General features: G+C 71.1%; 9 protein-coding genes. 2 read left to right on the forward strand and 7 right to left on the reverse strand.

Annotated elements, in window-relative coordinates; genetic code table 11:
* Positions 1–64: 64 nt before the first annotated feature.
* The 5 genes from N553_RS0118195 to N553_RS0118215 all read right to left on the reverse strand — a co-directional run bounded on the left by N553_RS0118195 (position 65) and on the right by N553_RS0118215 (position 6,023).
* Entirely contained in the window at positions 65–1,066 is a 1,002-nt protein-coding gene (locus N553_RS0118195) for a sugar phosphate isomerase/epimerase (protein ID WP_028047722.1), read from the reverse strand.
* A gap of 2 nt (positions 1,067–1,068) precedes the next feature.
* On the reverse strand, positions 1,069–2,244 hold the full coding sequence (locus tag N553_RS0118200) for a Gfo/Idh/MocA family protein (RefSeq protein WP_028047723.1): 1,176 nt from the start codon (positions 2,242–2,244) through the stop codon (positions 1,069–1,071).
* 70 nt (positions 2,245–2,314) lie between these two features.
* Complete coding sequence (locus N553_RS0118205; RefSeq protein WP_028047724.1) at positions 2,315–3,364, reverse strand: substrate-binding domain-containing protein; 1,050 nt, start codon at positions 3,362–3,364, stop codon at positions 2,315–2,317.
* Positions 3,365–3,426: 62 nt separating this feature from the next.
* Positions 3,427–4,497: an ABC transporter permease gene (locus tag N553_RS0118210; RefSeq protein WP_028047725.1), complete on the reverse strand. Its 1,071-nt coding sequence runs from the start codon at positions 4,495–4,497 to the stop codon at positions 3,427–3,429.
* Positions 4,494–6,023, reverse strand: coding sequence for a sugar ABC transporter ATP-binding protein (locus tag N553_RS0118215; protein ID WP_051640334.1), 1,530 nt, complete (start codon positions 6,021–6,023; stop codon positions 4,494–4,496). Before N553_RS0118215 ends, N553_RS0118210 begins: the two co-directional genes overlap by 4 nt.
* A 109-nt stretch (positions 6,024–6,132) precedes the next feature.
* On the opposite strand from N553_RS0118215, the gene N553_RS0118220 reads away from it, so the two are divergent.
* Complete coding sequence (locus N553_RS0118220; RefSeq protein WP_028047727.1) at positions 6,133–7,317, forward strand: ROK family protein; 1,185 nt, start codon at positions 6,133–6,135, stop codon at positions 7,315–7,317.
* A gap of 10 nt (positions 7,318–7,327) precedes the next feature.
* The gene (locus tag N553_RS0118225) at positions 7,328–7,999 is read left to right on the forward strand and encodes a ThuA domain-containing protein (protein ID WP_028047728.1); all 672 of its coding nucleotides are present in this window, start codon (positions 7,328–7,330) and stop codon (positions 7,997–7,999) included.
* A 46-nt stretch (positions 8,000–8,045) separates the two neighbouring features.
* Here N553_RS0118225 and N553_RS0118230 read toward each other — a convergent pair whose 3' ends face one another.
* Positions 8,046–9,326: a GNAT family N-acetyltransferase gene (locus N553_RS0118230; RefSeq protein WP_028047729.1), complete on the reverse strand. Its 1,281-nt coding sequence runs from the start codon at positions 9,324–9,326 to the stop codon at positions 8,046–8,048.
* 43 nt (positions 9,327–9,369) lie between these two features.
* Positions 9,370–11,583 (reverse strand): NAD-dependent DNA ligase LigA, encoded by a 2,214-nt coding sequence (gene ligA / locus N553_RS23550; protein ID WP_051640335.1) that lies wholly within the window; start codon positions 11,581–11,583, stop codon positions 9,370–9,372.
* Positions 11,584–11,619: the final 36 nt, after the last annotated feature.

Below are 11,619 nucleotides of genomic sequence, written 5' to 3' on the forward strand. Positions count from 1 at the left end.
CGACGCTCGCCCTGCTCTGCGAGACGCGCGCGCACTCCCGATCCGCGCGCACCTCCCCCCGGGACTACCTCGTGCTGAATGCCGCGTCGAACGACGCAGCGGGTGCGTCGAACGCGTTGCGGCGGACGAACTCCAGAGCCTGCGGTGCCCCGACGAGCCGGTCCATCCCCGCGTCCTCCCACTCCACCGAGATCGGTCCGGCGTAGCCGATCGAGTTGAGCACCCGGAACGCGTCCTGCCACGGCACGTCCCCGTTGCCCGTGGACACGAAGTCCCACCCCCGGCGCGGGTCCCCCCACGGCAGGTGGCTGCTCAACCGGCCGTTGCGGCCGTTGCCCAGACGCTTCTTCGTGTCCTTGCAGTCGACGTGGTAGATCCGGTCCCGGAACTCCCACAGGAAGCCGACGGGGTCCAGGTCCTGCCAGACGAAGTGGCTGGGGTCCCAGTTGAGCCCGAAGGCGGGACGGTGCCCGATCGCCTCGAGCGTGCGCACGGTGGTCCAGTAGTCGTAGGCGATCTCGCTGGGGTGCACCTCGTGCGCGAACCGGACACCGACCTCGTCGAACACGTCGAGGATCGGGTTCCAGCGGTCGGCGAAGTCCTGGTAGCCCGCCTCGACCGTCTCCGCCGACACCGGCGGGAACATCGCGACGTACTTCCAGATGCTCGACCCGGTGAACCCGACGACGGTGTCGACACCGAGCTTCGCGGCGATCCGGGCGGTGTGCTTCATCTCCTCGGCGGCCCGCTGCCGGACGCCCTCCGGGTCGCCGTCGCCCCAGACGCGGTCCGAGACGATGTCCCGGTGCCGCTGGTCGATCGGGTCGTCGCACACCGCCTGACCCTTGAGGTGGTTCGAGATCGCCCACACCTTGAGGTTGTACTTCTCGAGCAGAGCGAGCTTGCCGGCCACGTACTCGTCGTCGTCCCAGCGCCACGGGTCCAGGTGGTCGCCCCAGCAGGCGATCTCGAGGCCGTCGTAGCCCCACGACGAGGCGAGCCGCGCGACCTCCTCGAACGGCAGGTCGGCCCACTGGCCCGTGAACAGGGTGATCGGTCGTGCCATCGTCAGCTCTCCTCGTCTACCGGGGTCCAGATGCTGTGTGAGGCGGCCGACCGCTCGACAGCGTCGAGCACACGCTGGATCACGAGCCCGTCCGCGAAGCTGGGCTCCGGCTGCCGCTGCTCGGCGATCGCCGTCACGAGGTCCACGGCCTGGTGCGTGAACCCGTGCTCGTAGCCGAGCCCGTGCCCGGCGGGCCACCACGCTCCGACGTACGGGTGCTCCGGCTCCGTCACGACGATGCGTCGGAAGCCGGCCTCGGCCGCGGGTTGGGCAACGTCGAAGAAGTGCAGGACGTTCATGTCCTCGAAGTCGAACGCGAGCGAGCCCGCCGACCCGTTGATCTCGAGGCGGATCGCGTTCTTGCGGCCCCACGCGAACCGGGTCGCCTCGAACGTCGCGAGCCCGCCGCCGGACATCCGGCCGAGGAAGACTGCCGCGTCGTCGACCGTGACCGGACCCGTCTCGGTGCCGGCCGTCCCGTGCAGCCCCGACGAGGACGCAGCCACCGGCCGCTCGTGCACGAAGGTCTCGAGGAGGGCCGACACACCGGTGACCCTCTCGCCCGTGACGAACTGAGCGAGGTCGACGATGTGCGCGCCGATGTCCCCGAGGGCGCCCGAGCCGGCCTTCTGCTTGTCGAGGCGCCAGGACAGCGGCGCGTTCGCGTCGGCGATCCAGTCCTGCAGGTACTGCGCCCGCACGTGCCGCACGGTGCCGATCCGGCCGTCCGCCACGAGCTGTCGAGCCAGCTGGATCGCCGGAACCCTCCGATAGGTGAACCCGACCATGGCCAGCTGGCCGTTGGCGCGCGCCGCCTCCGCCGCCTCGGCCATCGCCACCGCTTCGGCCACGCTGTTGGCGAGCGGCTTCTCGCACAGCACGTGCTTGCCCGCCGCGAGCGCAGTGATCGCGATCTCGGCGTGGGTGTCGCCAGGCGTGCAGATGTCGACCAGGTCGATGTCGTCACGCGAGACGAGCGCCTTCCAGTCCGTCTCCACGCTGGACCAACCGAGCCGCGCGGCAGCAGCGGTGACCGCGGCGTGGTCGCGGCCGGCGATCGCTGCCATGTCGGGATGCAGGGGCAGGTCGAAGAAGTGCGGTGCGGTGCGCCAGGCCTGCGAGTGCGCGACGCCCATGAACGCGTAGCCGACCATGCCGACGCCGAGACGCTCTGTCATGTCTCTTGCCTTCCTGTCTGTGCAGCCGGGCGGGCCGCGGACGACCCGCCCGGCACGGTGTGGTCGCAGATCAGGACGCGAAGCCGATGGGCAGGTACTCGTCCACGTTCTCCTTGGTGACGATGGGCGCGTACAGCTGGACGGTGCGCGGGACCGCGGCGTCCACCAGGTCGCTCATGCCCTTGTTCTGGGCGAGCAGGCGGGCGAGCTTGACGCCGTCGGCGCCCTGCGTGGACGGGTAGATGACCGTCGCCTTGAGCACCGTGTCGTCCGCCTTGATGGCGTCCATCGCGTTCTTCGAGCCGGCGCCGCCGACCATGAAGAACTCGTCGCGACCCGCGGCGTCGATGGCCGCGAGCACGCCGATGCCCTGGTCGTCGTCGTGGTTCCAGATGGCGTCGAGCTTCGGGTTGGCCTGCAGGAGCTCGGACGCGGCCTCCTCGCCGGTCTCGACCGTGAAGCCCGCTGCCACACGGGCGTCGACCTTGAGGCCACACTTGGTGAGCGCGTCCTTGAAGCCCCGGCTCCGGTCCTGCGTGAGCGGCAGCGAGTCGACGCCCGCGATCTCCGCGACCTTGGCGCCGGCCGTGCCGCCGAGCTGCTCGCAGATGTACTCGCCGGCGCTGACGCCCATGCCGTAGTTGTCGCCGAGCACCGTGGTGCGGGCCGCGTTCGGGTCGCTGAACTCCCGGTCGACGTTGACCACGGGGATGCCCGCGTTCATCGCCTTGGTGGCGACCTCGGTCAGTGCCGCACCGTCGCTCGGCAGCAGCACGATCGCGTCGACGCCGTCGTTGATGAACTGCTCGATCTGGCTGATCTGCACGCTGACGTCGTTGGTGCCCTCGGCCATCACGAAGTCGACGTCGGAGTACTTCTCCGCCTCGGCCTTGGCGGCGGAGTTGATCGCGCCCAGCCAGCCGTGGTCGGCCGCGGGGCCGGAGAAGGCGATGGTGACCTTGTCCCCCGGCTCGTCGTTGCTTCCCGCTGCGGCCGGCGCCACGGCGGCGGCGGTGTCGTCCGCCTCAGGGGTGTTGGACGTGCAACCGGCGGCGATGAGCGCGAAGGCTGCTGTGGCGCCGGCGACGGCGAGCCACCGCCTGTGCAGGGGTGCGGACATGGCTGATCCTCCTTGATCGGACGTGCGGGGTGACGTGATGCCTGTCGACGACGTCGGTGTCGTCAGGTTTTTGCGGGGGTGCGACCTGCGATGCGCTGCTGGAGCATCACGGCGACGACGATGATCACGCCCTTGGCCACGGCCTGCGCCGAGCTGGACAAGTTGTTCTGCGTGAACACGTTGGACAGCGTGGTGAAGATCAGGACGCCCAGGACGGTGCCGACGATCGTGCCACGACCGCCGACGAGGAGCGTGCCGCCCACGACGACGGCGGCGATGACGTCGAGCTCGAGGAACAGGCCGTTCGTGGAGCTGCCGGCCGTGGTCCGGCCGAGCATCATCACGCCGCCGATGCCGGCCCCCAGCCCGGAGAGGGCGTACAGGTACATCGTGTGGCGCTTGACCTTGATGCCCGCGAGCCGGGCCGCCTCGGGGTTGCCGCCGACCGCGATGGTGCGTCGGCCGAACGTGGTGCGGTTGAGCAGGATCCACCCGGCCACCGAGACCAGGACGAAGATCCAGACGAGCGTCGGGATCCCGATGAGGTCGCCCCGGAAGAAGTCGAGGAAGCCCTGGACCGAGACCACCTGGGTCTTGCGCTGGGCGATGATCTCGGCAAGGCCACGGGCGGCGACCATCATGGCGAGGGTCGCGATGAAGGCGACGACCTTGCCGTACGCGATGAGCACCCCGTTGACCAACCCGGCGCAGAGGCCCACCGCGAGCGCGGTCACGACCATCACGCCCCAGTTCAGGTCCTGCGCCATGGTCTGGGTGGCCAGCGTGGAGGCCCACACCGAGGCCAGGCCGATCACCGAACCGACGGACAGGTCGATCCCGGCGCCGATGATGACGAAGGTCATCCCGATGCTCACCACGCCGGTGACGGAGGCCAGACGCAGGATGGTCAGCGCGTTCTCGGGGCTCGCGAACCGCTCTCCCGCCGTCGCGACCCCGAAGATGCAGATGGCCAGGAGGGCGATCACCAGGCCGAGGTTCCGCCCGGCGGGGCCGTGCAGGAGCCCCCGGCGGGGCGCCTGAGCGGGACGGTCGGCGTGGACGGGCACGTCGCCGGCGAGCTCGGTCACGGAGCGGCCGGGTACGGCTGCCCCCGGGGTGGTCTGCTCACTCACGCGGCACTTCCTTCCATGACGAGGTCGAGCACGCGGTGCTCGTCGATGCTGGTTGCGGGCCCGTCGTGGACCACACGCCCCTCGGAGACGACCAGGATCCGGTCGGACAGCCCGATGACCTCGGCGATCTCGCTGGACACCACGACGACCGCGGCGCCGCCCTTCGCCAGGTTCGCGATCAGGGCGTAGATCTCCGACCGGGCGCCGACGTCGACGCCACGGGTCGGCTCGTCGAGAAGCAGGACCCGGCAGCCGTGCACCAGCCAGCGCGCGAGGAGCACCTTCTGCTGGTTGCCGCCGGACAGCGTCCGTGCGGCGCGAGCGGGATCGGACGGTCGGACGTCGAGGGCGTCGATCTGCTCCTTGGCGACGCGGCGCTCGGCGGCCTCGTCGAGGAACGACGCGTTCGCCGTACGTGTGAAGGTCGAGAGCGTGATGTTCCGGTAGACCGGTTCGTCGAGGATCAGGCCCTGGCTCTTGCGCTCCTCGGGGCTGAGCCCGATGCCGGCCTTGACGGCGCCGCTCACGGAGCCGGGTCGCAGGGTCTCGCCCCCGACCGACACGGTGCCCGCGGTCCGCTTGCGAGCGCCGAAGATCGTCTCGAGGATCTCCGTGCGGCCCGAGCCGACGAGCCCGGCGAGCCCCACGACCTCCCCCGCGCGCACGTCGAAGGAGACGTCGCTGAACGAGCCTGCAAGACCGAGGCCATCGACGTGCAGGAGCGTCGGGGCGTCGTCGGGGACGGGCGGGCGCGGCGGGATCGCGTACTCGACGTCGCGGCCGGTCATGAGCCGGATGAGGTCGGCCGTCGGCGTCTGCGCCACGGCGAGGTTCGTCGCGACCGTGCGACCGTCCTTGAGCACGGTGATCCGGTCGCCGATCTGGCGGATCTCGTCGAGCCGGTGCGAGATGTAGACGATGGCGACGCCCGAGCTGGTGAGCTCGTGGACCACGCGGAACAGGTTCGCGACCTCTTCGGAGTCGAGCACCGCCGACGGCTCGTCCATCACGATGACGCGGGCGTCGTGCGACAGCGCCCGGGCCATGCTGACGATCTGCTTGCCGGCAGCGGAGAGCTGGCCCACCTCGCGGTGCGGCGAGATGTCGCCGTGGCCGAGCCGCTTGAGGATGGCGCGGGTGTGCGCCGTGGCGGCCCGCCGCTGGGAGAACCCCCCGACCGCGAGCTCGTGCCCGAGGTAGATGTTCTCGGCGACCGACAGGCCGTCCACGACGTCGAGCTCCTGGTACATCGTCGCGATGCCGAGCTTCAGGCCTGCGACCGGGTGCGGGATGGTGACGGCCGTGCCGTCGACGAGGATCTCGCCCTCGTCCGGCTGGTGCGCCCCGGCGAGGACCTTGATGAGGGTGGACTTCCCGGCGCCGTTCTGGCCGAGGAGGCAGTGCACCTCGCCTGCACGGATCTCGAGGTCGACGCCGTCCAGCGCTCGGGCGCCGGGGAACTGCTTCACGATGCCGCGCATCTGCAACAGCACCGGTGGGGCTTTCGTGGGGTCTGCACTGACCATGTCGGAGAAACTAGGACGTACTTCTGTCGCCCGTCAAGCAAAAGTCGCCGGTCTCGTGTCAGAGTTATGCGAACGTGACCTACACAAGAAGCGATGGTTCACTGTGCCCATGGACGAGCTCCTCAAGTTCGCCCCCAAGCCGACGGGCGCCGGGGAGATGTTCCAGCTGCTCCGCGACGGGCAACCCCGCACCCGCTCCGACCTGGCAACTCTCACCGGTCAGGCGCGCTCCACCATCGCCGCACGCGTCGAGCTGCTCCTCTCCTCGGGTTTCGTGCAGCCCGCCGGCGAGGCGACGTCCACCGGAGGCCGCCCCCCGGCCACGTTCGCGTTCAACCCCGCCGCCCGCGTCGTCCTCGCCGTCGACCTCGGAGCCACGCACGCGCGTCTCGCGCTCACCGACCTCGTGGGAACCGTGCTCGCGGAGATCGGGGAACCGATCGCGATCGCCGAGGGTCCCGCCCTCGTGCTCGACCGTGTCGTGTCGCTCGGGCACAAGCTGCTCGAGAACGCCGACCGGCCCCTGTCCGACCTGGTCAGCGTCGGAGTCGGGCTGCCCGGGCCCGTCGAGCACTCGTCCGGTCGCCCGATCAACCCGCCGATCATGCCGGGCTGGGACGACGCCGACGTGCCCGGACACCTCTCGCGGCGCCTGGAGCACGTCCCCGTGCTCGTGGACAACGACGTGAACGTCATGGCCCTCGGCGAGCACACCTCGCAGTGGCCCGCCGTCGACCACCTCCTGTTCGTCAAGGTGGCCACCGGGATCGGTGCCGGCATCATCTCCGACGCGAGGATCCGGCGCGGCGCACAAGGTGCGGCCGGCGACCTCGGGCACATCGCCGTCCCTGGTGGGCCCGACCTGCCCTGCCGATGCGGCAACACCGGCTGCCTCGAGGCCGTCTCCAGCGGGCCCGCCATCGCCGACGCGCTCCGGGCGACCGGCGTCGACGCCACGACGAGCGCCGACGTCGTCGCCCTCGTGCGGGCCGGGGACCCCGACGCGACGCGCGAGGTCCGCGAGGCCGGCCGCCGCATCGGCGACGTGCTCGCCGCGTGCGTGAGCATGCTCAACCCGTCGGTGATCGTCATCGGCGGCGTCGTCGCCGAGGCCGGCGAGCACCTCCTGGCCGGCATCCGCGAGGTGGTCTACCGCCGGTCGCTCCCCCTGGCGACCCAGCACCTGCGTATCGTCGCCTCCCGCACCAAGGGCCGCGCCGGCGTCCTGGGGGCATCCGCGATGGCCTCCGACCACGTGCTGTCCGCCGCCGCAATCGACGCCCTGATCTCCTAGGAGGCACCCCGTGACCCAGCAACGTCGAGCGCTCGTCGTCCGTGGCGGGTGGGACGGCCACGCACCGGAGGAAGCAGCCGAGCTGTTCGTGCCGTTCCTGCGCGAGAGCGGCTTCGACGTCGTCGTCGAAGGCTCGCTCGAGGTCTACGCAGACCCCGCGCTCATGGCGGCGACCGACCTTGTCGTGCAGTGCTGGACCATGGGCGAGATCCTCGCCGACGAGCTGCACGGCCTGCGCGACGCCGTCGCTGCGGGAACCGGGTTCGCGGGCTGGCACGGCGGGATCGTGGACTCGTTCCGGATGGCGACCGACTACCTGCAGCTCGTCGGCGCCCAGTTCGCCGCCCACCCCGGCGGGATCGTCGACCACGCGATCTCGGTCGTGCCGTCCCGCAGCGAGCACCCGGTGGTCGACGGCATCGTCGACTTCAGCCTCCGCTCCGAGCAGTACTGGCTGCTCGCCGACGACCTCAACGACGTGCTCGCGACCACCACGATCGTGCCCGGTCCGGGCGACCCGTGGCACTCACCGGTGACCTCACCGGCCGTCTGGACCCGTCAGTGGGGCGAGGGGCGAGTGTTCGTGTGCGCACCCGGTCACCAGCTCGCGGACCTCGAGCTGCCGCCCGTCCGCACGATGATCGAGCGAGGTCTGCTCTGGGCCGCGCGGCCTGCCACGTGATGCGCGCACGTGTGCCGCTCCACCGGGGCGCTCGCACGCGTGCGCGTCAGCGCACGTCCCGCTCCCGGTAGGCGTACCAGTCGGCAGGCTGGAAGCCGAGGCCCCAGTAGAGCGCCGCGGCCGCTGCGTTGTGAGCCTCGACCTGCAGGAACGCACGCCGCGCGCCATGCTCTCGCCCCTCGTGCAGCGCACGGAGGGTGAGCGCCCGCGCCAGCCCGCGGCGCCGGGCAGAGCCGTGGACGACGAGGCAGGACAGCGCTGCCCAGTCGTCCACGAGCGTGACTCGGACGACGGCGATCGGCGTCGTGTCGTAGGTGGCTGTCATGGTCAGGTACAGCGCCGGGACACCCGTGAGGATCGCGCGTCCGGTCACCTCGTCCGCGATGTCGCTCTTCGCACCGAGCCAGAGCCGGAGCCATGCGTCGTCCGGCGCGTCGCGCACGGTGACGTGCACGCCGGGCAGCTCCAGGGGACCGGGCAGCGCTGGATCGCCGACGAGCGGGCGCGTCAGCACGGCGGTCTCCGCGGCCGTCCGGTACCCGCGCGCGTCGAGCAGGCCGGTGACCGCCGCGACCCGGTCCCCACCGGGTGGCGGGGTTCGCACGACGGTCGGCAGGCCCGCGTCCGCATACACCTGCTCGACGCGGTCCAGCGCCGACGGCGGGTCGTCCGGCACCCCGGTCGGCAGCGCACTGTTGCCACGCCGGGTGAGCCCAGCCGAGAGGCCGACCCGCCAGCCGTCCACCTCCACGACCGACAACGGAGGCCAGGTCTGCGCCTCCACCAGCGCACCGGGAGCCTCCGGCGCCGTCCAGGTCTGCACCCGCAGGTGCACGTACTCGTGCCCCCAGTCGCGCTCGGGCGCGGGCACGAACCCGAGTCGGGCATAGAGCCGGTGCGCGGTGACCATCGAGTCGAGCGTCGAGAGCACCACGCGCCGAGCACCCGACGCGACGGCCTGCCCGAGCGCGGCGCGCATGAGTGCCTCGGCGATCCCGCGGCCGCGCGCCCGAGGAGCCACCGCAAGCATCCGCACCTCGAGCTCGCCCGGCTCAGCGATCTCGGCGTAGCCGGTGCCGAACGCAGCGAGCGTCACGGTCCCGACGACCGTCTCGCTGCCGTCCGACTCCGCGCAGGGGACCGTCGCGACGAGCAGCAGCGCCTCCCGGGCACGCCTCGATGCGTCCCGCAGCTGGGCCTCGTACTCGTCGTCCTCGTCGAGCAGCTGGTCCGCGAGGTACGCCTCAGCCGTCAGTGCGCCCGCGCCTGCGATCTCCTCGGCCCGCGCCAACCGGACGGTCGGACCGGTCGCCTGCGCCGCCTTCACCGCACCACCGTCATGAGCGTCGCGCCGACGCGATGTCCACGCTTCACGCGGAACCTTCGGCCGAGTCGTCGGCGCCGCCGTCCGAGACCTCGACACCCGCGGGCCCCTGTGCAAGCAGCCGCTCGAACCCGGCCTCGTCGAGGATCCGCAGCCCGAGCTCGCGCGCCTTGGTCTCCTTGGAGCCCGCGTTCTCGCCGACCACCACGTAGTCGGTCTTCTTGGACACGCTGCCCGACGCCTTGCCGCCACGCGACAGGATCGCCTCCTTGGCCTCGTCGCGGTTGAGCCGCTCAAGACCACCCGTGACCACGACCGTCAGCCCTTCGAGCGTTCGCGGCATCGACTCGTCACGCTCGTCCCGCATCCGGACGCCGGCAGCGGCCCACTTGCGCACGATCTCTGCGTGCCACTTGTCGTCGTCCTCGGGCTGGTCGAACCAGGCGCGCATCGCCGTCGCGATCGTCGGACCGACCCCCTCGACCGACGCGAGCTCCTCCTCGCTCGCCGACCGGATCGCGTCGAGCGTGGCGAAGTGCTTGGCCAGCTCGCGTGCGGCGCTCGGTCCGACGTGCCGGATCGACAGCGCGACGATCACCCGCCACAGGGGCGCGTCCTTGGCCTTCTCGAGGTTGGCGAGCAGCGCCTGGCCGACCGCGTTCAGGTCCCCCGCCTCCCTGACCCGACCGGCAACCTTCGAGCTGGTCGAGAGAGTGAACTGCGGGACCTTGCGCAGGTCGTCCGCGTCGAGCGAGAACAGGTCGCCCTCGTCGGTCACCACACCGGCCGCGAGCAGGCTGTTCGCCGCCTCCCAGCCGAGTGCCTCGATGTCGAACGCTCCCCGCGACGCCACGTGGAAGAGCCGCTCGCGCAGCTGCGACGGGCACGAACGGGTGTTGGGGCAGCGGATGTCGACGTCGCCCTCCTTGCTCGGCGCCAGCGTCGTACCGCACGAGGGGCACTGCGTCGGCATCACGAACTCGACCTCGGAGCCGTCCCGCAGGTCGACGACCGGGCCGACGATCTCGGGGATCACGTCGCCCGCCTTGCGCAGGACCACCGTGTCACCGATCAGCACGCCCTTGCGCCTGACCTCGCTCGCGTTGTGCAGCGTCGCCATCTCCACGGTCGACCCTGAGACGAACACGGGCTCCATGACGCCGAACGGCGTGACGCGTCCTGTCCGGCCCACGTTCACGCGGATGTCGAGGAGCTTGGTGTTCACCTCCTCGGGCGGGTACTTGTACGCGATCGCCCACCGCGGTGCCCGGCTCGTCGCGCCGAGGCGTCGTTGCCACGCGATCTCGTCGACCTTCACCACGATGCCGTCGATCTCGTGCTCGACGTCGTGCCGGTGCTCGCCGTTGTACGCGATCATCTCCCGCACACCGTCGAGCCCCTGCACGACCTTCGTGTGTCCCGAGACGGGGACCCCCCACGCCGCGAGCAGGTCGTAGACCTGGGACTGCCGCTCGATGCCGACGCCGCCACCGGCGGGCCACCGCAATGCCCCGATCCCGTGGGCGTACATCCGCAGGTCCCGCGACGCGGTCACCCGGGGGTCTTTCTGCCGCAGCGATCCCGCAGCCGCGTTCCGCGGGTTGGCGAACGGCGCCTTCCCTGCCGCGACCTGTGCCGCGTTGAGCTGGGCGAACGCCTCGACCGGCAGGAACACCTCACCGCGGATCTCGATGAGGTCCGGGTGCGTCGCGGGATCACCGCCGAGGACGTCCGGGATGGTCGAGATGGTGCGGACGTTCAACGTGACGTCTTCGCCCGTACGACCGTCGCCGCGTGTTGCCGCCCGCGTGAGCCGGCCCTTCTCGTACAGCAGCGCGATGGCCAGCCCGTCGATCTTGAGCTCGCAGAGGTAGTGCAGCTGCGCGTCGGCCTCCAGGTCGCGGTGCACGCGGTCGGCCCACGACACGATGTCCTCGTCGGAGAACGCGTTGTCCAGCGACAGCATGCGTTCCACGTGGCTGACCGAGGCAAACTCGGTGGAGAACGTGCCGCCCACCCGCTGGGTCGGCGAGTCGGGTGTCCGTAGCCCTGGGTGCTCGTCCTCGAGCGCCTGGAGCTCGCGCAACCGCTCGTCGTACTCCTTGTCGGAGGACACGGGCGCGTCGCGGATGTAGTAGGCGAACTGGTCCGCGTTGATCAGGTCCGCCAGCTCCGCCCACCGGTGCCGGGCCGCGGCCGGGATCTCGTTGTCCGCGGACGCGCTCACCGGCGCGAGGGCGTCGTCGATCTGTTCGCTCACGGTCCCATCATGGCGTGCGCCGCCCACACGAGAGCG

The sequence above is a fragment of the Cellulomonas sp. URHE0023 genome (assembly GCF_000688475.1).
Taxonomy (GTDB): domain Bacteria; phylum Actinomycetota; class Actinomycetes; order Actinomycetales; family Cellulomonadaceae; genus Cellulomonas.

Bases quoted from the DNA above. Each gene is read 5' to 3' on its own strand.
- N553_RS0118195 (WP_028047722.1), bottom strand. From the start codon at position 1,066: ATGGCACGACCGATCACCCTGTTCACGGGCCAGTGGGCCGACCTGCCG.
- N553_RS0118200 (WP_028047723.1), bottom strand. From the start codon at position 2,244: ATGACAGAGCGTCTCGGCGTCGGCATGGTCGGCTACGCGTTCATGGGC.
- N553_RS0118205 (WP_028047724.1), bottom strand. From the start codon at position 3,364: ATGTCCGCACCCCTGCACAGGCGGTGGCTCGCCGTCGCCGGCGCCACA.
- N553_RS0118215 (WP_051640334.1), bottom strand. From the start codon at position 6,023: ATGGTCAGTGCAGACCCCACGAAAGCCCCACCGGTGCTGTTGCAGATG.
- N553_RS0118220 (WP_028047727.1), top strand. From the start codon at position 6,133: ATGGACGAGCTCCTCAAGTTCGCCCCCAAGCCGACGGGCGCCGGGGAG.